Below are 23,102 nucleotides of genomic sequence, written 5' to 3'. Positions count from 1 at the left end.
TCCGTTATTCTGCGCTGAGCTTGTAGCCCACCCCGTAGAGGGTGCGGATATAGTTATCAGCACCGCGCTCCTGTAACTTTTTGCGCAGGTTTTTGAGGTGGGTATAAATGAAATCCAGCGAGTCGGCCGCGTCAACTTGGTCGCCGCAGAGGTGCTCGGCAATAGCTTCCTTCGTGAGTACCCGGCCGGGGTTAGCCAGCAAATACAGCAGTAGGTCGTACTCCTTGCGGGTCAGGGCTAAGGGCTGGCCGCGCACCAGCACCTCATTGAGTTCGGGCCACACCAGCAGGTCGCGAAACACGATGTGGTGCTGCCCCTGAAACTGCCGCCGCCGAATAATGGCCCGCAAGCGGGCATTCAGTTCGGAGAGGTGGAACGGCTTTACCAAATAATCGTCGGCCCCTAAGTCGAGACCCTTAATGCGGTCGTCGAGGCCGTTGCGGGCGGTTAGCACCAGCACCCCGGCGGGCGAACAGTCGGCCTTCAGGGCCCGCACTAGGTCGAGGCCATCGCCATCGGGCAGGGTCAAATCCACCAGTACGCAGTCGTACCGGTAGAGCTTGATTTTCTCGTATGCTTGCGCAAAACTGACGGCCACTTCTACTACGTAGCCGTTCTGGCAGAGCGCGTCGACCACCGTTTTGCGCAGGGCAGCTTCGTCTTCGACAAGGAGCAATTTCATAAGCAATGAGCTACAGGTGTTTTGGCTGTTAGCACAAAGCACGCTCCCAATTCTGGAGCAATTCTGGCAATTTCTGGAGTAATTCTAGCAATTGGTAGCTGTAGTGCTTAATCACACCCCTACAGCTCAAAAGAATTCTCCATACTTAGCCGCTAATGCATGGTTTATGAATGGCTTAGTTTACCCTACCCCCTCCCATTAAGCTAAACCGCCCTGTACCCTACCGATTTGCACCTGTAGCAGTGGGCAGTTTATTGGGGCTGAGGGCGACCAGCCAGGTATCGCCCGCGCCGGGCACTAGGCTGTTATGCTTGAGATTGCCAAGGCCCCCACTGGCTGTGGCCGATGACAATAAAGAGCCGGTAGGCTGCCTGACGCCGCTCGCGTTGCAATAGGTGAGAGAAGGGATGCTTTTTGTGCGCGCCGCTTGCCTCTGGTTTGCCTGTGGTGGCAGTGGCAGTAGTAGCTGGGTTCTTACTGTAAATACATTTACAGTGCTGTCTTCAACTCCGCTTACAACTGCTCGTTTTGGCGCCGCAAGCGCCGGCAGAGCACCCGAAGAATGGTGCGCAACACTTCGCCGCGCTCTTCCAGTACATCGTAAAAATCAGCTTGGTCGAGCCGAAAGGCCCGCACTGGCCCTTGTGCCACGGCGGTAGCCGACCGGGGCTCGGCGTCCAGCAGCGCGAGTTCCCCAAAAAAATCGCCAGGGCCGAAGGTTGCCAGGGAACGCGCTCCGTCGAAAACAGTCACCGCGCCCTGGCAAACAATGAATAACGACGCCCCCAGGGTGCCTTTGTGGAAGATTTCTGCCGCCGCCTCAAAGGTTACTTCCTGCATAATCGGCACAATAGCCGCGAGGACGTTTTCGGGCGTTTCTGCAAACAAAGTAGTGCCTTTCAGCATCCGCACGCGCGCTTGCACCGAAATACAGGATTCTGACCCTGAATCATTTATCGACAAGGAAGCAAGGGCTGGGTACTGCGCAAGGAGCGTGTCGTAGGCCGCTGGCCGCTGCACGGGTAGCCGCTGCCACACGGCGTAGGCACTTTCCCGAATCAGGGGGTCGGCCGAGAACAGGTGCGGATAAAGGTGCGCCACCGTATCGGGCTGCGGACGCCACTGCCGGAGTGCGACGCCAACAGTCCAGGCAGAAAACGCCGCTACCCCGCACCGCACCAAGAGGGTTTGGATAGGCTCGGCCGCCGTGAGCGGGCCGAGCAAACTGTCAAATGCTTGCAGCTTATCGGGCAGCTGGCCGGTGTCTAGCAGCGCCAAGAGCCCCCGGTAGAACGGGGCAGGAATCAGGTTGTGCAGGGGCGCTAGGGCGCTGGCTTGCCGTTCGCCGGCTAAGTGCTTGACGTTGCGCAGCGCGGCTACGAGCGGCGGCCGTTCGTATACCTGTAACAACAACCCAAGCAGGCGCTGCCGGCCCTGGCCCAGCTCATAGTGCAGTGCCGCTTGCAGCTCGGCATCGGCCGTCGCCATGCCGTGCAACAGGGCTTGCGCCAACTGCATTTCCTCCTCCAAAAGCCGGTGAAACAAGGGAGCATCGGCGGGTACCGATGCAAAACTGCTCAGGGCCCGCAAGGCAGCTGCCCGCGCTGGCAAGCTAGTCCCTTGGGCCATTGCCACCAGCTGCTGCCGGGCGGCGGGGGTAGCAAGGCGGGCCCCTACCTGCGCTAAGCGATATAGGTGTGGCTTATCCAGTTCCTTCGTCAGCGCTTCCTGCACCAGCGCCAAGCTGGCTGGCCCGAAGCGCACTAGCTCGTCGGCGGCCGGCTCCCACGCTGCTCGCCCGCCCCGGCCGGTTAATAATTGGGTTAGCAGCGCGCGGCTGGGTACTTCCTCTGCGTTCGTTGTGCTCGGCAGGGGGTAGCGCAAGCCCAGCACCCACTTTAGTTTGGTGCAAAGCCATTGGTATGATGCAGTAAGCGAATGCCATTTTTCCATGCGAGACGTTGGCTTATAGCAGGTTCTCGGCCGGGGTAGGGAGATGCGCTGGCGGTAGCTGTCCTTACTGGTGCAAGGCGCGCTTCTTCACGAGCCCGCCCTTTATATCGCTGATGCTTTGCATAAAGACAAAGGCTTGAGGGTCAATTTTTTGAATTTCCTCCGTCAGCTCCACTACTTCCAAGCGGGTAATAATGGTGAACACGGCTTCCATTTTTAGGTGCCGCTTGCCATGCGACCCGAAGCCCTGCGTGCATTCATACACGGTAGCCCCGCGATGCAGCTTCTCGGTTATGGTCCGCCGGATTTCAGTGCTATGGTGGGAAATGATGGTGAGGCCCGTGTATTCTTCGATGCCAACCAGAATGAAATCTACCGTTTTGGCCGCCGCCAGGTAAGCCAAAATGGAATACAGCGCTGTTTCTACCGACAGCAGCCACGCTGCCACCCCAAAGATTAGCACGTTGATAATTAGCACAATATCCCCCACAGAGGCGGGCAGCTTGTGCGTCAAGTAGACGGCCAGAATCTCGGTGCCATCCAGCACGCTACCCCCACGCATCGCCAGCCCCGACCCCGCGCCCAGAAAGAAGCCCCCAAATACGGCAATCAACAGCTTGTCGTGCGTGAGCGGGGGAAAGGAAACCACCAGCAAGGCCCCGGCTAGGGCCAGAATGGTAAGCAGCGTTTTGAGGGCAAACCTGCGCCCAAGCTGATAAAAGCCTAGGACTATAAACGGAATATTAATCAGCAGAATCAGCAGCGACAACGGCAGGCCCGTAAGCTGGCTGGCCATCAACGCGATGCCGGTCACGCCACCATCGATGAAGCTATTAGGCAACAGAAAGCCTTTTAAACCCAGCGCGGCCGAAAACACGCCCAGCAATAACAATCCGCCAGGCAGTAGCCTCGGCCATATGCCGCGCCGGGCGGCGTGGCGTGGCACGCCCGCTGCGGTCGGAAAAGCAGATACTGTCATACAAAGAGCATAAAGTCTGCATAAATATATGAAATTCAAACGTCTAACAAAAACACCCCACGCCTTCAAGTAAGCAGAAATAGTATAAATCTGGTGAGCTGGTCTGCTTTCGAAGTACTGGCAAACTGCTGCCGGGGCCGTTGACCAAGGTGCACGTAAGAAGGCCGCTTTGCAGCTGACTACTACCGCCGCGGCCCGCACAAGCAGGTGAGCGCGGAACCCAACCACTTGTTTAAAAACCCTACCCCGAGGTTCTAGCCAAAGTAGCCCCCAGCTTACGTAATCTGAGCGCAGTTATTTCAGCAACACCTTGGGCTGAGCACCCTAAGTATTCCATTAAAATCCACACCAAGGAGTTCATGCGTTCATGGCGGTCTTCATTTTGACGCGCCAAGCCATAGCCTAACGCGGCGGCTCCTGCGACCCGCGCCAGCTTCAGTATATCCTAGCGCAGCGTAAGCCCTACCCCTTCTCGCCTGCCTTACGCGCTTCTGACTGATAGCGAGTATAAATTCACTTAAGTATAGCGTGAATAATTGCGGCAATCTAGCTAGGCGAGACAGTTTAAGCAATAGTAAGTTATTGTATATAAAATCTTTGCAGGGTCTAATAAACTAGCAGTGCCAACGCTTGTAATTTAGTCAATGTAAGTAGCTTCTTCTCCCTAGATAATTATTGACAATTGATTGTTATGGCAGCCTCACTGCCCCGCGAGCACACCTCAAGCCTTAGCATCCACAGCAAAATGCATTATCAAAATAGGCAAGAATTTAATTCGTTAAGCTCTTTATATGCAGTAAACGCGGCCTGTTTTCTTCGATTGACTTATAGTAAAAAGTAGAAATAATAAGCTGGCCCTAAAATGAGAATTCCGCAAATAAACCCAGCAAGGGCATTTGCAAGTTTCTTACTTACCAATACCCTTGAATTCGCTGACATTATAGCTATTTAAATCCACGCATTGAACGCATTAGTGCTTGACGTCACTTCAGGTGCTAATGCGTTTAATGCGTGGATTTAATTTTTTTTACTACGCGCAACGTTGGTTGCTCGACCAGGTGATAAAAAACGAAAGCAAATCCGCAAGCAATCACTGTAATGCATAAGATACCAAAAACATGCTGGGCAGCTGTTTGAGGAAGAAATATCTTTACTAATAAAAACTCAGTGACCGAACCGACCATAATGTGCGTAAGGTATAATGAAAAAGAAATTTTACCTAAGAAGGTAAACAATCGATGTTTTAGTTTAGAGAAAATAATAATTCCTGCTGTACCTACACCAAAAGCAGCAGCTAAGGGACCTACTGTCAGCCATGTTAGAATAAAAAACAAAGCGAGCGTTAGTGCGAATGGCACAGCTGAAACCCGATTTTTATAATAAAGCAAGGCCGTACCGCCAATGGCAAAAAGTGAACTATAATGAAAATAGAGATAAGATGGAAAGCCAGGGATAAAATTGGGCAAGCTTAACAGCATAAACGCTAACACAAAGAGACCAAACTTGCTGTTTTTAAATACCGACTTGAATAATATACCAACCAAAACATAAAACTGAAATTCGATAGCTAATGTCCAATTGACACTATTAAACCAACGCAAATCTCCGCTACCAGTATATAGAAATAAAATATTACGAAGAATCAATTCTAATGATGGACTATGGTATGGTGGGTTGTTATGGTGGATGAATCGGCTGATAACATACCCTTGAATTAACAGCAGCAGCATAGCGAAATAAGCAGGCGGGCAAATGCGCAGTATACGCTTACCCATGTAATTTGCAAAATGCTTTACTTGGTAATTTGTTTCCCAAAGGCTATAAGGTATTACAAAGCCAGAAATAACAAAAAACACTTCTACCCCCATATTGCCCCATGAAAACAAATCACGCAATACAGGCGAATAAAATTTTGCTAATGTTCCACCCGTTACATGATTGAGCATTGGGGGGCCCCCAGAAAAGTGGTAAAGCATAACACTTAGTGCAGCGAATCCCCTTAAAAAATCTAATGAGCTCACATGCCCGCGCCTGGACACGGCAGTTTCTGTTAGCGTAGGAGTAACAAGAATAGTTGTCTCACTAATGGCACTACGTTCTTTAATAGTCATTTAATGTATTCTCAGGGTTTTATAATAGTGTTTCTAGCTAAACCGAAGCAATGGATATATCAGAAGCGTCGGGGTGCTATAGCAATCCTCAGTAGAGAATTGCCGGTGTTGCTTGTGAAAATTTAGGTTATGAATAAAATGGATTTGTTTTGCCAGCCCAGCTTTCGGGTCTCGTTAAAGTAATTTAAGGTGTAAAGGTACCTATTAAGGTTTCGGTAAAGTATGTTCGCTACTTTAGCTTCAGCAGAAGCGGTGTCAGTTGGTTATCTCGCCCTGGCAAATGAGTTTGCGGACTTTATTTCGCTCGTTATCCTCGGTAGATTCATACCTTGTTTCTACTCCGCTGTCGCAAGTGAACTGCAGGCGTGGCCCAGGCCTGCCTAAAAGGTATTACATCTCTCACTAGGGGCCACGGCCCGTCAAGACAGGCTAGTACTCGGCCATGAACTTCCAAGCTCTTGTGGACTCCCATGCCGCCTTGGCTACCTTGCCTTAAGCAGCCTGCTAGTCCTTCATGGGCTCTTAAAGTCCGCAGGAATCCTGGTTCCAGCACTTAGCATAAAGCTGGGCTTTGGCCTAAAACGGCGCAAAATGACTAGCTACCCCCCGTTAGAATGCATAGGCTACGCACCCGGCACACTGATTTCTGTGGCATTATGCGCTAGGCAAAGAACCCATATAAGCGGCGAGGTCCTGCTCGGCAGGCTGCGGGCTGCCCGCAAGCGATGCCTGAATGCGCGCTCGCTCCGCCGCCGTTTTGTTCTGGCTCAGCTTCTTTTGGGCTTGCAGGTCAGTGACTACCAGCTCAAAAGCGACAATGCCCGCCGCCATCTTGGTTTTGTACTCGGCCGGCAGACGCTCCCACTGCGGCTGATAGGCCGCCTCAAAGCAAGCGATGGTGGCTTCTAGAATTTCGAAGGTGCGTGCCTCCTCCGTCACCACCTGGGCGCGGCCGTAGGCGTGCACGGCCACGTAGTTCCAGGTCGGCACGCTGCGCTCCTGGTCGTAGTGAGTGGGCGAGATGTAGGCGTGCGGGGCGCTGAAAATGACCAGCGCCACTTGGTTGGCCAGGTCCCGCCACTGCGGATTGGCTTTGGCTAGGTGCGAAAGCAAGCGAACCTCGCCGCCCTGCACTGACACCACAACGGGCAAATGAGTGGCAACGGGCTGCCCCCCACTAACCGTGACGAGGGTAGCAAAACTGTAGCGCTGCATGAAGGCGACCTGCTCGGGCTGGTCCGCGAAGCGGAAGGCGGGCGGCGTATACATAAGCAGACTAGGCTAAGCGCTTGATGATAAACCCATTGTCCACCGGTGTCATACCCAGGGCCGGGTAATAGGGCATGGCAGCTGGCGCCGCTAGCAGCAGGAGCATACTTTCATCGCCCACGGCTTCCTTGGTTAGGGCCACCAGGCGCTTGCCGATGCCCTGGCGCTGGTAGTCTTGGTGCACCGCAAGGTCGGACAGGTAGCAGCAGTAGCAAAAGTCACTCAGCGACCGCGCTACCCCCACAAGCTGGTCGCCCGCCCAAGCCGAGATAACCAAGTTGGCGTGCTGGTACATCTGGGCAATGCGGGCGGGGTTTTCAATGGGGCGCACGAGGCCCGCACTGCGGTAGAGGTCAATCACTTGCGCTGGGGTAGGCTGGGCATCTAAGGTGTACGTAATAGGCATGGCTAGGCGACTTAAAAAGGGATTGGCTACTCTAGGCAGGAGCCAAAACTAGCAGCCGTCTGGTCGGTTGCATTGGTCCAGTTTGCAGAATACTACTCGACCAGTTAGGCCATGCTTCCTTATCAAACTCTTCTTACCCTCGACCGCCGCGCCCCCACTACCTTGGCGCAGCAACTGAGTACCGCATTGATGAGCCTCATCCAACAGGGCATCATCCCTGCTGGCACGCGCTTGCCTGGGGCCCGCACGCTGGCCGCGCTGCTGCACGTGCATCGGCAAACGGTGGCCGGAGCGTTTGAGGAGCTCGCCGCGCAGGGCTGGCTAGAGCTGCGCCCGGCGCGGGCCCCGGTGGTGAGCCAGCAGCTGCCCGAAGTACACGCGCAGCCGCTGGCCAGTGGCCCGCCACACGTCGCGCACCGCGCGGGCTTTGCCTTTCGCGCCCGCTCCGCAGCGGCCGAGCCGTGGCCTACCCCCTCGACGCAGTGGCTCGACGATGGCTCGCCCGATAGCCGGCTCGCCCCGCTGGCGGCGCTGGCCCGCAATTATCGGCGGGCCACCCACCACCTGCTGCACCCTACCTACCTGGGCTACACCGACCCCAACGGGTCGCGGCGCTTGCGCCAGCAGCTGAGTCAGTATTTGCGCGCTACCCGGGGGGTGCCGGCCGACCCCGAGCATATTTTCACCACGCGCGGCAGCATCATGGGGCTGTACCTGCTGGCGCAATTAGTGCTAGAGCCCGGCGATACCGTAGTGGTGGCCGACTACGGGTACCGGTCGGTCGAAACCATTTTTGGGCAGTGCGGAGCCCAGCTACAGCGCGCCGGGCTCGACGAGCAAGGGGTAGTGGTAGACGACGTAGCCGCGCTCTGCCAGCGCCACCGGGTACGGCTGCTCTACCTCACCCCGCACCACCACTACCCTACCACCGTTACGCTTTCGGCGGCGCGCCGGATGCAACTGCTGCACCTGGCGGAAGTCCACGATTTTATCATCCTGGAGGATGATTACGATTTTGATTATCACTACGAAAGCAGCCCCATCCTGCCCCTGGCCAGCGCCGACCGGCAAGGCCGCGTGCTCTACGTAGGCTCGCTGAGCAAGGCCCTATCCCCGGCCGTTCGCCTAGGCTACGTGGTTGCGCCCCCCGATATTATTGCGGCCCTAGGCCCTTTGCGGCGGCTTGTGGACCGGCAAGGCGATGCGCTCCTAGAGGAAGCCGTGGCCGAGCTACTGGCCGAAGGCGAGCTAACCCGGCACCTGAAACGGGCGCGCCAGCACTACCAGCAGCGCCGCGATGCGTGCTGCCAGCTGCTGCGCACCGAACTAAGCGCTTGGCTTTCTTTCAGCGTGCCGGCGGGTGGGCTGGCCATCTGGGGGTGCTGGCGCGCTGACATTGACCTACCCCTAGTTGTGGCGCACGGGCGCCGCCTAGGCCTAGCCTTCAGCGACGGCATGAGGCACCAGGGGCCAACCGGTGCCTGGGGCTTACGGCTGGGCTTTGCCTCCCTAACTGTAGAAGAAATGCGGCAGCGTATGGAGGTTCTTAAGCAGGCCTTGCAAGCCTGCTACCCGGTGGCTGGCACAGCCAGCATGGCCGAAGCACTAATTTAGCCGAAGCTATCCTAGCGCGTGAAAGCAATGCAACATTAGGCTGAGCCCCCAAAAGTGTGGCTTTCTGGACCAGACTCAGGGTTTGATGCCAATTATTTAACTCAACTGCAATGGCACCCGCCACCGCTTGCTAGAGAGACGGTTCTGCTGAGTCTGTCGAAGCATGACGCCTTTTCAGTTCGGCTTCGGAGAGTCTACTGGCTGTGCAAGAACGGAATCACTGAAAACAGTCTCTGCGGGCTAGCAAGTGTTCCTCCGGCTCAGAATTACTTCTCTACTTGCGCCGCGTGGAGTGCATCTAAGCGCTGCTGATGTTGGCTGCCCCACGCTTTTATGACCTCAATGACGGGGTCGAGCGAGTGTGCATAGGGCAAGACGTGGTAGTCTACCACCACGGGCGGGCCGGGGTGCACCGTGCGGGCGATGAACTGATGGGCTTCCAACTCCTTCAACTCCTTGGCCAGCACTTTGGTGGAGATACCCGCAACGCTGCGCTCTAACCCGCGGAAATGCCGGGTGCCGCCCCGCAGCGCCACAATGATTTGCAGCTTCCACTTGCTATTGACGACCGGCAAGGCATTGCGCAGTGCCTGCATCGCGAGGGCGCATTCTGAAAAGTCAGCGGTAGTCATGCGAGAGCGGAGAGAAAAGGCAAAAGGACTAAAACGGATGATTACCTACTGGTAATCAGGCTACCGGCTAGTAATCTGCAGTTGGCGAAAAGTACCAACAAACCGCTAGCTGATTGCTTGAGGTAATCAGAATACCCAACAGCCTACCCAACCGCTTAGTTGGCGAGCAGCGGCTCGGGGGCTGCGCGTTACGTGTCATTAGCTTGCCTTTCCTCCCTTTACCCCTTCCCCATGCAGATTCTGCAAATCATTTCCAGTGCTCGCGGTGCCGAGTCGTTCAGCACAAAACTCAGCCAAGGCATTATCGACAAGCTACTGGCTGCGCATCCGGGCAGTACGGTGGTTGTGCGCAACGTAGCCAAGCACCCGTTTCCTCACCTCGAAGAAACGCACTTGCAAGCCTACTTCGCGCCCGCCGAAGAGCGCTCGCCCGAGCAACAGCAGGCCGTGCGCCACTCCGATGAGGCAATTGCCGAAGTAATGGCGGCGGACGTACTCGTTATCGGGTCTCCGTTCTACAACTTCACTATTGCTTCTTCGCTGAAGGCGTGGCTTGACCACTTAACGCGGGCGAATAGTACGTTCCGCTACACTCCTACCGGTCCCGAAGGGCTCATTACGGGTAAAAAGGTGTACGTTGCGCTGTCCAGCGGGGGCATCTACTCCGAGGGGCCAATGCAGCCCTACGACTTCGCCGCGCCTTACCTGCGCTGGATGCTGGGTTTTCTGGGCATGCGTGATGTCACTATAGCCCGCGCCGAAGGCGTGAAGCTACCAGAATTTCAGGCGACCGCGTTGCAAAAAGGCATCGATAGCGTAGCTGTATAGGCCGGGTGGGCCGCACCCACGTGCACAAATTGCGGACTGGTCCCAGCAGTTGCTCCCGGTGCGGGGGACAGCTGCTGGGATTATTTTTTTCCTTCTGCTAAGTCTAGCGCTTATGCAACGCTGCGGACTGCAAAAGCCTCGGTTAGCCCGCCGTTGCCGCCTATTGCCCTAAATCTACCCTATTGTTAAACGTTGCCGGCGCGCGGTGGCTGCCTGGGCTGCTTCGAGTTGCTGGGTATGCGCGGCCACGCAGGTTTCAAAGTCCTTCTTTAGCCGCTGCCGTCCCTGATGCGGGCGAATTTGCTCCGTCACGTCGTAGCAGGCGGGTAGCCCGTCACTCTGCCCTGGTGCATTACCTGGCTTTCGGGCCGGTGGGCCGGGGCCAGCACGGCAGCCGTACCCTGGCACCGACGAAAGAAGCTGCACCACCTGGCCTTGTGCGCCGAGCACGGGGTAGCGGCGCGCCCCAAACTGGCGGGGGTAGGCAGGGCCTGGCGGCTTCACCGGCAGATTATATAAGTTTAGGCGGGTAGTTGGATAATGAAAGTGGTGCCGATTTCGGGCTGGCTCTGTACCGTAATCGTGCCGCCCACATTCTCGACCATGCGCTTAACCATATACAGCCCTACCCCCGTGCCTTCGACATGGGTGTGCAGGCGCTGAAATAAACCAAACAACTGGCCCTGCTGCTGCGCACTCAGCCCCAGACCGTTGTCCTGCACGGTAAACACAACGGCCGGCTCCCGGCGTTCGGCCCGCAGCCGAACAACCGGCTGGCGGGCCGGGTGCCGATACTTAATGGCGTTGCTGAGCAAGTTGTACACCACCGAGCGCAGGTTTTTGGGTGCGAAGGACACGCGCAGGTCGGGGGCAACGTCCACCAGTAGCTGCGCGGCGGCTTGCGTAAGCTGAGGGGCTAGGTCTAGGCGCACGGCTTCGACCACTTCGGCCACGGCAACCTCTTCGGTGGCCAGGTCGTGGGCCTGCTGGAGGCGGGCAATGTCGGTAAGCTGGGCAATGGTCACCTGAAAGCGCTCTACCGCACCCTGCATCATGTCTAGCAGCTGCGGAATGAGGTTGTCCGACAGGGCTGCCGAAGCAGAAATTTGCTCGCGCAAAGCCAGCAGCAGGCCTTCGATGTTGGTGATGGGCGCCCGCAGGTCGTGCGAGGCCGTGTAGATAAAGTTGTCCAGGTCCACGTTGGTGCGCGTGAGCTGGCGGTTGGCCGTGCCGAGTTCGTCGTTAGCCGTTGCTAATTCTTTGTTTATAACGACCAATTGCTCGTTGAGGGCGGCCACTTGCCGTAGCGCCTCAACCTGCTCGGTCACATCCTGCACCAATGTGTAGAAGCCAATAACCTGCCCGTCGCGCACATCGGGCACGTAATTGGTGTGGATGTGCTTGGTGAAACCTTCGCGGTAGGGCATGGTGGCCTCGAAGTCCAGCCGCTCGCCGGCCAGGGCCCGGTCCATGTAGCCGCTGGTAGCCGCGTAGGCTTGTTCGCCCACCACATCGCGCACCAGCCGCCCACGCAGCGCGGCCGGGTCTTGGTTGAACCAAGCGCGGTAGGCCTCGTTGTTGAACTGATACCGCCGCTCCCGGTCGAGGTAGCCAATGAGCACGGGGAGCGCATCGGTGAGCAGCTGAAGCCGCCGCGCGCCTTCCTCGGCCTACTGGCGGGCGCGCACCTGCTCCGTTACTTCAAAGCCAAAGAGCACGAGGCCGTCGATGCCGCCAGCCGTGTCGTAGCGCGCTTGGTAAATGAAATCGAAGTAGCGGGCTTCGAGCGGGCCGCCGCCCGACTGGGCGAAGTCCATTCGTTCCTCGCGCCCCTCAAACGTGACGCCGGTTTGTTGTACCTGGCGCAGCAGGTTTGCGCCAGGACCATCGAGTAGTTCGGGCAGCACCGCCAGAATGGGCTGCCCCAGCAATGCCCGGCCGGGAAAAAGCGCGGCGTAGCGGGCGTTCACTAACTCAAATACCAAATCGGGGCCGCCCAGTACCCCGATGGCCGCCGGGGCTTCGTAGAGTAAGCGCGTTAAGCGGCTACTTTGCTGCGCTAGTTCCTGGGTGCGCTGCTGCACCCGGGTTTCCAGTTCTTGGTTGAGCTGCTCGACTTGCCGCCGGGCCAGCACCTGGGCCGTGGTATCGGTGGCTACCACCATCACCCCATTGATTTCGCCGTCGGGGGCATACATGGGCACGTACACAAAATCCCAGTACAGCGTTTCGAGGCGGCCGTTGCGCTCGTGCTGCGATTCCATGCCGTGGGCGGCGTAGGGCACGCCCGTGGCCATTACGCCATCCATCAGCTCTTCGTAGCCCCAGCCGGCTGCTTCGGGCAGTGCCTCGTACACGGCTTTGCCCAGCAGCTGCTCGCGGGTGCGGCCCCAGAGGCGGGCTATCGTGGCGTTGGCCAGCTCGATGGTATAGTTGAGGCCTCGGTACACGGCAATGGCCACCGGGGCCTGCTCAAACACGCGCTCCAACTCGCCGCGCTGGCGCTCGGCTTCGGCGCGGGCCGCCTGCGCCTCCTGGTTGAGTTGCTCGACGCGCTGGCGGGCTACTACCTGCTCGGTTACTTCCGTGCCTACGTTGATAACGCCCAGCAACCTATTTTCAGCGTCGTAAATCGGCTGGCAAACAAAGTTGTAGTATCGGTTTACCAGTTGCTCCGCTTGCCGGATTTGGGCGCGCGCTTCGGTGCCCACGTAGGGCACCCCGGTAGCCTGCACCTGCTGTATCATCTCATCAAAGCCTTGCCCCCGCAGTTCGGGCACCCCTTCTACCAGCGGCCGGCCCAGCACCTGCGCGGGCGTGCGGCCCCAGAGGGCGGCCATGCGCTCGTTGGCCGAGGTCACGCGCACCTCCTCGCCCTGGAAGAGGGCAATGGCCACCGGGGCCTGCGTAAACATGGCTTGCAGCAGGGCCCGCTCGCGCTCGGCGGCGGCCTGCGCGGCGGCTAGCTCCTGGTTGAGCTGCTGCGATTGCCGACGCGTCAGCACCTGTTCCGTAACATCGTACGAGTAGTCGAGCACGCCGTGCACCTGCCCTTGGGCATCGCGCAGGGGTAGCAGGAAGGCGTTCAAGTACACTTGCTTAACCCGGCCAGCGGGCAAAAAATCCAGCTGCAAAGGCACTTCTTTTCCCACAAAGGGCTCACCCGTTTGATACACCTGGTCCAGGATGTCGAGGATGCCTTGGCTGGCGAGCTCGGGCCACGCCTCGCGGCTGGGCTGCCCCAGTAGCTCGCGCCCCGGCGCCAGCTGTTGGTAGCCGGGGTTAACGAGGGTAAGGACTTGGTCGGGGCCTTCGTGCACGGCCACCTGGGCGGGCAGCTGCATCAGCAGGTCGTAGAAGCGCTGGCGCTGAGCCTCGGCCTCGGCGCGGGCAGCTTCTTCGGCCGCTTGGCTTTCCCGCAGGGCTTTTTCGACCGCGCTACGGTCTTGGTCGCTGGTGTCGGTGAAACTAACCAGCAGGTGCCGGCCGCTGCGCCGGGCGCAGAATTTGAAATAGTTGTCGAGCCCGTCGGCCTGGTAATTGGTTTCGTAGCTGAGCTGCTCGCCCGTCTCGAACGTGCGCTGGTAGTACTCAAATATCCCCTCGGCCATGGCGTGCGGAAAGCGGCCCAGCAGCGTGCCGCCCGGCTGCTCCGACAGGCCCATTATGCGCTGCCCGGCCGGGTTGAGGTACTCAATAGCAAAGTCCACGATGGTGGCCCCATCCGGCGCATAAATGGGGCGCAGCAAGTGGATGCCCGTCAGCGACACATCGAGCAAGGTCAACCAGTCTTCAGGGGCAAATAAATCGGCTAGTAGGATAGCAGTAGCAGACATACGAACAGCTGAAAAGCCTAAGCGAAGATAAGAAAATGCTCCGCCAAGTAAGTATTCGACCAGCCGGCCAGCGCCGTTCGCAGCGGCGCCTGCGCAGGGGCCAATCTTTGAGCGCGGGCCGCAGTAGCTATCTTTTTGCAAGTGCTGGTTTACCAGCCCTACCCCCTCAAAAAAGCCTCCCGATGCAGTGAGGCATTAGTACTTATTTCGCGCGTTTTTCCTGCTAAGGGGCCTAGCTTTTAACAAGTTCTATTTTCTACTCAACCTGCTTTTTTGCCACTACCCTGACTGCAAGCCCCCAAGGCGCTAAAGCTCAACTTCCCCTTGCGTGCGGCCTGTGTGCATGGCCCAGAAGCGCTGGGCAATAGCCGTGGGGTTATGCACCGCGTCGGATTCGCTGACCTGGGCATTGATTTGCAGCACACCCACGTAGACCCCTTTTGGCTGCACTGCCTGCGCCAAGCTATTAGCCAGGTTGGCCTGGGCTGCTTTGCCCAGGGCCAGCGACGCGTAGGCCGGGTGAGGATGTTTGGCCAGGCCGCCGCCCGTTATCAGCACGCTACCCCGCTGGGCTTCGAGTTGGGGCAGAGCGGCCTGCACGGCCGTGAGCAGGCCCACCACGTTCACGGCAAAATCCTGGAGGAGGCTTTCCGCAGTTTCTGCCAGCACGTCGGCGCTACGTAAAGCAGCCGCATTGTAGTGCACTACCCGCAGCCCGTCGAGGCCCGTCAGCGCCTGTTTCAGTTGGTCGGGTTGGCTGCTGTCGGCCACTGCCGAAGTCGCGACAATGCCCGCCGCTTGCAGTTCAGCTACCCGCTCTTGCAGGCGGGCCGCGTTTCGGGCTATGAGCACTACTTCGTAGCCCTCCTGGCCGAAGCGATGGGCGACCGCCTGGCTGATGCCGGAGCCGGCCCCGATAATGGCAATTTTATTTTTCATGTTCGCGAAGGGAATAAGGTGATTGGGTTGGCGGACCAGGAGGGGGTAGCAAGCTTATTCACTAGTTAATTACTGCATTACTCGAATGCTTACTACCCCCGCCAATTACGCGTGGGCCGGCAACGAAATGCCCGTGAGCCGGGCACATTCCGCCAAAAACTGCTCCTGTAAGTCTACATTGGCAGCCTGCGGGTGGGTAGCGCTTGGCCGCTGGTGATACAGGTACTGGCCAGTAACGTGCGCGGCCGGGTCGGTGCCGGCCGCCAGCCAGGCCTGGGTTTTGGCCCCCTCGGTCAAACTATCAGGGGCCCCGGCGCCACCCATTTTAGTGGGGACCCAGCCGGGGTCAACGGCGTTGGCCAAGACCGCGGGCCAGCGCCGGGCCACGGCATTGGCCAGCAGCAGGTCGTGCAGCTTGGAGTCGCAGTAGGCTTGGGTAGTGTTCCAGGGCCGCTCCTGCCAGGTAAGGTCGCGCAGGCTGGCATCACCCTGGCGGTGCATCCCCGAGCTGAGGTACACCAGCCGGGCGGGGCGCTCCATGAGGCAGGTTAGTAGGTAGGGCGCCAGCGAGTTGACGGCTAGCAGGGGCGGCCAGCCATCGGCCGTGGGCACGAGGCGGGGCACCTGGTAGAGGCCCGCATTGTGAATAACGGCATCGAAGGAACCTAGCTCCTTCACCTGTTCGGCCACCTGGCGCACGCCGGCCAGCGTGGATAGGTCGCCCGCCACGGCCGCTTCGGCCGGCGGCACGGCGGCCCGTGCCTCGTTGGCCCGCTCGGGGCTGCGGGCGTGCAGCACAACCTGGTGGCCCTGCTGCACAAGCTGACGAGCAGCGAGTTGGCCCAGCCCATCGGCTGAACCCGTGATGAAAATACGAGCCATAATGCGAGGAATTTTACGCTGTTTGCTGTACTGAACGGTGCTGGCATCCCTGTACGCGCGCCAGGTTGGGGTGGTCGAAGCAGGTAAGCACACGCCCTCGTAAATACTACCCCCTGCCCTAGCCGCCAGGCTCCTCGCGCCATACTCTACGCGCCCAGCGCGCGGCCAAACGGCCGCCCTTGTCTCCCCAGCTGCTAGCAGGCTGAACTCGCCCGATAACTTCATTGGGGCAGCCTACGCCGCCCGGTCTTCAGAGAAAATCCGGGGGAATAGCTGGCGGGCTGCCCCAGGGGTTTACCGGTGCCAAGCTGCTTGGCGGAAGCCGCGCGCCTGCATGCCAGCACTTGGCTGGGCCCGGCCTGGGGGGGTAGGGCTGTCTTCGAAGCGCAAGTGCCAGCGCCAGCGGCGTGCACTGCGAGCGATTGGTCGGGATAACCCTCCGAATGGCCGAATTAGGAGGGTTATCCAGCGACTGCCAGCCTAGCTTTCGGACGATGCAGCGAGCTTCGGCGTTCACCGCTCACCAAAGATTGGTTTTCTATGGCACGTATTAATTTCTCTCCTCGCACCCACAACCGCTAGTATCTCTGTGCACTTCCTCCTCATGCAAAATCATTTAAAAACGCTGGTAACCGTGCTGGTGGTTTCCGCTGCTACTTTTTTCACTGCCTGCAAAAAAGATGACACCACCACGGGCTCCACGACCAGCAACACCAACTCGAACCCCGACCCGATTGCGGTGAGTACCTGCGCCTCGGCCACGGGCATTGCCAAGGTGCTTTGCCTGGCCGATGCCTTTAAATCGCAGCTCGAAGCCTCGCAGATTACCACGCTACAAACTACCTATTCGGTAGCCAATGCCAAAAAGTGGTCGAACCTGCCGCAGGGCTTGGTGCAGGGCACCAACAAGCGGATAGGGCTGAGCTTTGGCGCGATGACGACCGTGCAGGTGCAGTACGCCAAGGCCCTTATCAAAGAGATTTCGGGCACCACGGCCAATGAAGGTTGGGACGAGATTCAGCAGCTGCTCAACGCTGACGAGTACCTCGGTGCCAACGGCGGGGGTTCGACTTACGGCGCGGCCAACTACTACATCGCCTTTCTGGGCACGCCCGCTACTACCGGCACCTTCGAAATTCAGTTTGGCGGCCACCACCTGGCCTGCGCCAGCACCTACAAGGATGGGGTGCTGGTGGGCGCCACGCCCGCCTTTCGGGGGGTAGAGCCGTTTGCCACGTTTACGCTGAACTCGACCACCAACCAGCCTTTGCAGCAAGAACAAGCCGCCTTCTCGGCTATGCTCACTGGCTTAAGCAGCACCGAGCAGGCTACGGCCAAGCAGAGCGTCACTTACTCCGACCTGGTAGTGGGCCCGCAGCAGGACGGCAATTTCCCCGCCACGCCCATTGGCCTGAAGTGCGCCAATCTGTCGGCCAGCGAGAAAGCCCTGGTGCTGGCGGCCATCAAAACCTACGTGTACGACATCGACGACGCGGATGCGGCCACCCTACTGGCCAAGTACACCGCCGAGCTAGACAATACCTACCTGGCCTACTCTGGCACGACGGGCATGACCACCCGCAACGACTACGTGCGCCTCGACGGGCCCTCGCTGTGGCTGGAATATTCTTGCCAGAACGGCATCGTGCTCTCGCCTACCCACCCGCATTCGGTATGGCGCGATAAATCGAAAGACTACGGCGGTAATTAACCGCGGCTAGTCGAGAAGCCAGTGCGTGTCGGCCCGCAAGGCCGGTACTTTTGGCTAGCGGCGGTGAGGCTATGCACTTAGCCCCACCGCCGCTAGCACCTGGCCCACTACCGAACCCTCCTTATGCGACACCCTTCCTTTGTATGGGGCCTCGGCCTGCTGCTGCCGGCCCTGCTGGCCTGGCAGCGTCAGCAGGCGCCCGGCCTATCAAACAGCACTATTGTGCAGGTCAAACCCGCACCAGCTCCTAGTTGCGCCGCCGCGCAGGGGCTGGCACGGGTGGTGTGCCTAGCCGAAGCTTTCAAAGCTACCCTGAGCCCTAGCCAGTTGGCCGAGGCGCAGCGGCCTTACACCAAAGCCGATGCTGCTCGCTGGTCGAACTTCCCCCAGCAGTTCTCGCGGCCCCAGCGGGTGGGCATTGCTCTTGGGGCACTTACCGCGCCGCAGCTGGCAGCAGCTAAGGCTTTGCTGGCCAGCGTGCTGGCACCCGGCGTGCCCAACGAAGGGTACGACGAGCTAGAAGGCAACTTGGTGGCCGATAACTACCTGGGCACGGCTACCAACCAAACCGGCACCTTCGGGGCGGGCAACTACTACCTGGCTCTGCTGGGCACTCCTAGCCTGAGCGGGCGCTGGGAGTTGCAATACGGGGGCCACCACTTCGCCTTTGCTAACACCTACCAGGGCGGCAAAACGGCGGGGGTAACGCCCGACTTTCGGGGTGCGGAACCCATGACGCCCGTCACCGACCACGGCCACACCTACCAGCCCCTGGAGCAGGAGCGGGCCGCTTTCGCGGCCTTGCTGAGTAGCCTGAGCGTGGCTGAACAGGCTAAGGCCCGGTTGACTACCACTTTCCGCGACGTGCTGCTGGGGCCCGGCCAAGACGGGCGGTTTCCCGCCACCCGGCAGGGGGTGCGCCTGAGCGAGTTGAGCACTGTGCAGCAGCAGTTGGCCCGGCAAGCCATCCGGCGCTACGTCGACGACCTGGACCCGGCCACGGCTGCGCCCCTGCTGGCCCGCTACACGGCCGAGCTGCCCGCTACCTACCTGGCCTTCGTGGGCAGCGGCACGATGGGCAAAGACAACGATTATGTGCGCCTCGACGGCCCCAGCCTGTGGCTAGAATACTCGGGCCAGCCGAGCCGCGACTTTCCGGGCACGGTACACCCGCACTCGGTGTGGCGCGACCGGACTACCGACTACGGCGGGCAGTAAGCCCTGCGCTTTCAGGAAGTTATTTAGTAAATCTTTACGGTTGAGTGCCCCCTACCCCTGTGCTTTCTGGCCCACGCAGCGCCTCCCCCATGAATCCCTCGACTTCCTATTTCAACCGGCTAATAACGCTGCTAGTGGTGCTGCTGGGCATAGGCAGCTTGCTGCCAGCGGCCGCGCACCCCATGCCCAACTCGGTGGTGCTGCTCAGCGTGCACGCCCAGCGCATCGAGGCTGCCGTGCAAATTCCGCTCACTGAGCTGCAGCCGGCGTTTGGCCACGCAGTCGGCGACTCGTCGGCGCAACTGGTGCAGCGGCTGGGCCCCGAGCTGCGGGCTTACCTAACGCAGCATATCAAGCTGCAAAGCCCCGATGGGCGCTACTGGGCCGTGACGGTGGGCCAGCTGGGCGTGCACGAAACCCAAAACCCCCTCAATGGCCCTTACCGCGAGCTGACGGCGCAGGTGGCAATGGTGCCCCCGGCCGGGGCCGATGTGCGGCAATTTCTGCTCCGCTACGATGCCGTGCTGCACCAAGTAGTGACGCACAAAATATTGGTGGCCGTGCACCAGGACTGGGCCACTGGGCAAGTAGCTGACGATGCCGAGCCGGCGCAGGTAGGAATCATTCAGCTCGATGTGCGCAACAACGTCATTCCACCCCTGCCGGTAAACCTGGCCACGGGCAGCGCCTGGACGGGTTTTCGGGCGCTGGTGCAGCTTGGTATCCGGCACATTGCCGAGGGCACCGACCACCTGCTGTTTTTGCTAGTGCTGCTGCTGCCGGCCCCGCTGCTGGTGGCCAGGCGGCGCTGGAGCACATTTGGGGGAGTACGCCACGGCTTGCGGCACATCCTGCTGATTGTCACAGCTTTTACCCTGGGGCATTCCCTCACGTTGCTGCTTGGCACGCTGGGCTGGGTGCGGCTCCCGAGCCAGCCAGTCGAAATCCTGATTGCCGTGTCTATTCTGGTGTCGGCGGCGCATGCTTGGCGGCCGCTGTTTCCGGGCCGCGAGGCGTGGGTGGCCGCCGGCTTTGGGCTGGTGCACGGGCTAGCTTTCGCCGGCACGCTGGCCAACTTGCACCTGGAGGCCGGCCCCATGGCCCTAAGCTTGCTGGGTTTCAATTTGGGCATCGAGCTGATGCAGCTGTTCGTCATTGCCCTTACCCTGCCGTGGCTCTTGCTGCTAAGCCGCACGCCCGCCTACCCCTGGGTGCGGGTGGGTGGGGCCGCCGTGGCGGCCCTGGCCGCCGTGGGCTGGCTAGTAGAGCGCGTGAGCGGCCGGGCCAACGAGCTCGGACAGGCGGCCGGGCAGGTGGCCGCCTACGCCCCCTACGGGCTAGGGCTACTGGCCGCGCTAGCCCTGCTGCTTACCTGGCAGCGGCAAGTACGGCAGCAACCCGGCGCCTGATTTCGCACACCAACTCAAAAAAGTGGCGTATCAAGTGTCTGGCAGAAAGCCAGCTAGCGGTACGTCACCTGCCTATAGCCTACCCCCGCCTAACGCCTTTTCGTTACTCGATGGCTGTTTCAAGCTCGCCCTTTGGCGCTGCTAGGCTCAGCGCCTGTTCTAGTTCGGCGCGGTGGGCGTTGCCCCACTGCTCCATCACCTCAATAACCGGCAGCAGCGACTGCCCCAACGGGGTAAGCTGGTACTCCACCTTGGGCGGCAGCTCGGGAAAGATGGTTTTGCGAACCAGGCCGTGCTGCTCCAGCTCGCTCAGTTGCACGTTGAGCACGCGCCGCGTGGCGCTGGGAATAGTGCGCTGTAAGGCGCTGGGCCGCTGAATGCCCTGGGCAATGCAATAAAGCAAGGTAGATTTCCACTTGCCGTGCAACACTTCCTTGGTGAGTACAGAACCACAGTTTAGCGTGTTGACAATTTTCTTCTGGTACATCGATGAAGCGGGGAGGGTGAAAAATTTCGAGGGGGGTAGGGATTAAAACCACCCCAGGGGCTAAAAGTATCGGGTGCCGAATAACTTCTCCGTAATTGCCAGCCGGCCAGGCTTCTCGGAATTTTGCTCCGCGAACCACGCAGTCGTTGCGCAGCCAGCGCGACGCCGTTCAACCAACGCAATACCATGGGAAAACTCACCGGAAAAGTAGCCGTCATTACCGGCGGCACGTCGGGCATGGCCTTGGCCACCGCCAAATTATTTGTTGAAGAAGGCGCCTATGTCTTCATCACGGGCCGCCAGCAGGAGAAGCTTACCGAAGCCGTGGCGGCCATCGGGCGCAACGTGACGGGGGTGCTGGGCGACGCGGCCAACCTGGCTGACCTCGACCGCCTCTACGAGACGGTGCAGCAGGAAAAAGGCAAAATCGACGTGCTGTTCACCAGCGCAGGGGCGGCCGGCTTCGGCAAGTTGGGGGAGATTACCGAAGCCCTCTTCGATACCATCTTCGACCTGAACGTGCGCGGCACGCTCTTTACAGTGCAGAAAGCGCTACCCCTGCTGGCGGCGGGCAGCTCGATTTTGCTCAATGGGTCGGGGGCTTCCATCAAAGGCTATCCCGCCAACAGCGTGTATAGCGCCAGCAAAGCCGCGCTCCGGGCACTCGTTCGGGGCTGGGTGGTAGACTTGCAAGACCGGCACATCCGGGTTAACCTGCTGAGTCCGGGTGCAATTGATACGCCCATGATGGCCGCCACCGGCCCCGAGTTCAAGGCCCAAATCGCCGCCCTGATTCCGCGCGGCGAAATGGGCCGCCCCGAGGAGATTGCTGCCGCTGCCCTGTTCCTCGCTTCCAGCGACGCTAGCTTCGTGAACGGCATCGAGCTCTTCGTGGACGGCGGCATGGGCCAGATTTAAGGAATGGCTACTGCATTCAAGGGCGGCCCCGCTGCTACCGAGGCCTACTAGAGGCCGAGCGCACGGCCACCGTGGCCGCAACCCCGTACCACGAGCAGCTAGCTCGGAGCCAACGGGGTTGCCCGACGCCTACGCACCTTTAAGGGCACACTCCAAAAGGTACTCCTTGAACTTGCGACTGCCCCCGAAAAGCGGGCGGTGGCAAGTTCAAGGAGTACCTTTTGGACCAAGCTTTCAACCAAGGCTCCTAATTACTTTTTTCGGTAGCGATGGGTGATACTTGCGCCTAAACTGGATTAAGTAGTACACGCCTACTTTCATGACTGCCTCCTCGCCTTTCCTACCCCCTCCCCTTGCTCCTGATGCCTTGCGCCAGGCTCTTTTGGCTGACCGCGCCCAGGCCCTCACCCGCCTTTACCGCCAGGGCTATCCGCCGGTGCGCCGCTACATCGGCCGCCACGGGGGTACGGAGCAAGATGCGCAGGATGTGTTTCAGGATGCTTTGGTTTTGCTTTATGAGCAAGCCACCGGCGGCACGCTCACGCTCACGGCCTCGGCCAGCACTTACTTGGTCGGTATCAGCCGCAATTTGTGGCAGCAGGAGCTACGCCGCCGCGCCCGCCTGCCCCACCAGGCCCTTCCCGAGGACTGGGAATCGTCGGTTGGGGAAGAGGCGGAGGCGCCGACGGAGCCCGCGTTTGCGAACGGCTATCGCTCCATCCGCTCGGCTACGGTGCAGAAGTTTAAGTGCCTGGAGCGCCTGCGCCACGCGGTACGGGTCGCCTTCCAGCCCACAACCAGCGAGTACTAAGCTATGCGCCCCGAACTCGACCGCCTGCTCCTGATTGAGCAACAACTGCTTGATGGCCCCGCCGCGCTCCCGGCCGAGGAGTGGCACCTGCGCCAATTGCTGGATGGGGAGCTAGCGGCGGATACGGAAGCGCAGCTGCTGCTGTACCAGGGCCTGCGCCTGGCCGGGCGCCAGCAGCTTCGCCGCGAACTGCGGCAAATTCATGCGCAACTGTACGCGCCACGCACAACGGGCTGGCTGGCTGGGCTGCGCCGCTGGTGGGCACGGTAGGCCACCGGCTGGCCGACGCTCGGCGCCTTGGGTACCAGGTGCAGCCAGCGGTGGGGTATTCTTGGGCGCTTTAGTGGGCCGCACCTTGGCTTTTTCTGCTTCTTACAAATTAGCCTTTCGTTGCGAGCGCTTTCGCTGGGCTGGCTA

Annotated in this window: 21 protein-coding genes and 1 pseudogene; 8 read left to right on the top strand and 14 right to left on the bottom strand. The window is 59.6% G+C overall.

The annotated features are described in order from the left end of the window. Positions 1-4: 4 nt before the first annotated feature. From GO988_RS14280 to GO988_RS14255, 6 genes are all read right to left on the bottom strand, one after another. Complete coding sequence (locus GO988_RS14280; RefSeq protein ID WP_157566584.1) at positions 5-682, bottom strand: response regulator transcription factor; 678 nt, start codon at positions 680-682, stop codon at positions 5-7. A 513-nt stretch (positions 683-1,195) separates the two neighbouring features. Continuing rightward, the gene (locus tag GO988_RS14275; protein ID WP_157566582.1) at positions 1,196-2,635 is read right to left on the bottom strand and encodes a cyclic nucleotide-binding domain-containing protein; all 1,440 of its coding nucleotides are present in this window, start codon (positions 2,633-2,635) and stop codon (positions 1,196-1,198) included. A gap of 64 nt (positions 2,636-2,699) precedes the next feature. Continuing rightward, complete coding sequence (locus GO988_RS14270; protein WP_157566581.1) at positions 2,700-3,614, bottom strand: YitT family protein; 915 nt, start codon at positions 3,612-3,614, stop codon at positions 2,700-2,702. A 1,004-nt stretch (positions 3,615-4,618) separates the two neighbouring features. Further along, positions 4,619-5,725, bottom strand: coding sequence for an acyltransferase family protein (locus GO988_RS14265; protein WP_157566579.1), 1,107 nt, complete (start codon positions 5,723-5,725; stop codon positions 4,619-4,621). A 654-nt stretch (positions 5,726-6,379) separates the two neighbouring features. Next, the gene (locus GO988_RS14260; protein ID WP_157566577.1) at positions 6,380-6,994 is read right to left on the bottom strand and encodes an FMN-binding negative transcriptional regulator; all 615 of its coding nucleotides are present in this window, start codon (positions 6,992-6,994) and stop codon (positions 6,380-6,382) included. A gap of 7 nt (positions 6,995-7,001) precedes the next feature. Next, positions 7,002-7,400, bottom strand: coding sequence for a GNAT family N-acetyltransferase (locus GO988_RS14255; protein WP_157566575.1), 399 nt, complete (start codon positions 7,398-7,400; stop codon positions 7,002-7,004). 111 nt (positions 7,401-7,511) lie between these two features. On the opposite strand from GO988_RS14255, the gene GO988_RS14250 reads away from it, so the two are divergent. Next, positions 7,512-9,014: an aminotransferase-like domain-containing protein gene (locus GO988_RS14250; RefSeq protein ID WP_157566573.1), complete on the top strand. Its 1,503-nt coding sequence runs from the start codon at positions 7,512-7,514 to the stop codon at positions 9,012-9,014. A gap of 266 nt (positions 9,015-9,280) precedes the next feature. Here the strand turns inward: GO988_RS14250 and GO988_RS14245 are convergent, their stop codons facing one another. Next, positions 9,281-9,646, bottom strand: a complete 366-nt coding sequence (locus tag GO988_RS14245) for a winged helix-turn-helix transcriptional regulator (protein WP_157566571.1) — start codon at positions 9,644-9,646, stop codon at positions 9,281-9,283. 231 nt (positions 9,647-9,877) lie between these two features. Between GO988_RS14245 and GO988_RS14240 the strand changes: the two genes are divergently transcribed. Further along, entirely contained in the window at positions 9,878-10,474 is a 597-nt protein-coding gene (locus GO988_RS14240) for an FMN-dependent NADH-azoreductase (protein WP_157566569.1), read from the top strand. A gap of 174 nt (positions 10,475-10,648) precedes the next feature. Here GO988_RS14240 and GO988_RS14235 read toward each other — a convergent pair whose 3' ends face one another. The 6 genes and pseudogenes from GO988_RS14235 to GO988_RS14215 form a co-directional block, all read right to left on the bottom strand. Then, positions 10,649-10,978 carry a hypothetical protein gene (locus GO988_RS14235; protein WP_157566567.1) on the bottom strand — a complete coding sequence of 110 codons (330 nt, stop codon included), beginning with the start codon at positions 10,976-10,978 and terminating at the stop codon, positions 10,649-10,651. 17 nt (positions 10,979-10,995) lie between these two features. Beyond that, entirely contained in the window at positions 10,996-11,673 is a 678-nt protein-coding gene (locus GO988_RS24445; protein ID WP_394351226.1) for a sensor histidine kinase, read from the bottom strand. A 117-nt stretch (positions 11,674-11,790) separates the two neighbouring features. Further along, positions 11,791-12,120: pseudogene (locus GO988_RS24440) on the bottom strand (PAS domain-containing protein); the annotation flags it as partial. 24 nt (positions 12,121-12,144) lie between these two features. Beyond that, the gene (locus GO988_RS14225; protein WP_157566563.1) at positions 12,145-14,310 is read right to left on the bottom strand and encodes a PAS domain-containing protein; all 2,166 of its coding nucleotides are present in this window, start codon (positions 14,308-14,310) and stop codon (positions 12,145-12,147) included. A gap of 306 nt (positions 14,311-14,616) precedes the next feature. After that, positions 14,617-15,249 carry an SDR family NAD(P)-dependent oxidoreductase gene (locus tag GO988_RS14220; protein WP_157566561.1) on the bottom strand — a complete coding sequence of 211 codons (633 nt, stop codon included), beginning with the start codon at positions 15,247-15,249 and terminating at the stop codon, positions 14,617-14,619. A gap of 105 nt (positions 15,250-15,354) precedes the next feature. Next, positions 15,355-16,131 (bottom strand): SDR family NAD(P)-dependent oxidoreductase, encoded by a 777-nt coding sequence (locus GO988_RS14215; RefSeq protein WP_157566559.1) that lies wholly within the window; start codon positions 16,129-16,131, stop codon positions 15,355-15,357. Between the two features lie 604 nt (positions 16,132-16,735). On the opposite strand from GO988_RS14215, the gene GO988_RS14210 reads away from it, so the two are divergent. The 3 genes from GO988_RS14210 (at position 16,736) to GO988_RS14200 (ending at position 20,469) form a co-directional block, all read left to right on the top strand. Next, complete coding sequence (locus tag GO988_RS14210) at positions 16,736-17,842, top strand: DUF3500 domain-containing protein (protein ID WP_157566557.1); 1,107 nt, start codon at positions 16,736-16,738, stop codon at positions 17,840-17,842. A 123-nt stretch (positions 17,843-17,965) separates the two neighbouring features. Further along, positions 17,966-19,060 carry a DUF3500 domain-containing protein gene (locus GO988_RS14205; protein WP_157566555.1) on the top strand — a complete coding sequence of 365 codons (1,095 nt, stop codon included), beginning with the start codon at positions 17,966-17,968 and terminating at the stop codon, positions 19,058-19,060. Between the two features lie 89 nt (positions 19,061-19,149). Then, positions 19,150-20,469 carry a HupE/UreJ family protein gene (locus GO988_RS14200; protein WP_232341520.1) on the top strand — a complete coding sequence of 440 codons (1,320 nt, stop codon included), beginning with the start codon at positions 19,150-19,152 and terminating at the stop codon, positions 20,467-20,469. Between the two features lie 103 nt (positions 20,470-20,572). Here the strand turns inward: GO988_RS14200 and GO988_RS14195 are convergent, their stop codons facing one another. Beyond that, positions 20,573-20,956 (bottom strand): winged helix-turn-helix transcriptional regulator, encoded by a 384-nt coding sequence (locus GO988_RS14195; RefSeq protein WP_157566553.1) that lies wholly within the window; start codon positions 20,954-20,956, stop codon positions 20,573-20,575. A gap of 186 nt (positions 20,957-21,142) precedes the next feature. Between GO988_RS14195 and GO988_RS14190 the strand changes: the two genes are divergently transcribed. The 3 genes from GO988_RS14190 (at position 21,143) to GO988_RS14180 (ending at position 22,955) form a co-directional block, all read left to right on the top strand. Continuing rightward, positions 21,143-21,874, top strand: a complete 732-nt coding sequence (locus GO988_RS14190; RefSeq protein WP_157566551.1) for an SDR family NAD(P)-dependent oxidoreductase — start codon at positions 21,143-21,145, stop codon at positions 21,872-21,874. Positions 21,875-22,193: 319 nt separating this feature from the next. Next, complete coding sequence (locus tag GO988_RS14185) at positions 22,194-22,685, top strand: RNA polymerase sigma factor (protein ID WP_157566549.1); 492 nt, start codon at positions 22,194-22,196, stop codon at positions 22,683-22,685. Between the two features lie 3 nt (positions 22,686-22,688). Continuing rightward, the gene (locus GO988_RS14180) at positions 22,689-22,955 is read left to right on the top strand and encodes a hypothetical protein (protein ID WP_157566547.1); all 267 of its coding nucleotides are present in this window, start codon (positions 22,689-22,691) and stop codon (positions 22,953-22,955) included. Positions 22,956-23,102 lie beyond the last annotated feature (147 nt).

Source organism: Hymenobacter ginkgonis (assembly GCF_009755225.1).
GTDB classification, from domain to species: domain Bacteria; phylum Bacteroidota; class Bacteroidia; order Cytophagales; family Hymenobacteraceae; genus Hymenobacter; species Hymenobacter ginkgonis.
The sequence above is the reverse complement of the archived record's forward strand: the minus strand, read 5'-3'. Positions and strand labels throughout refer to the sequence as shown.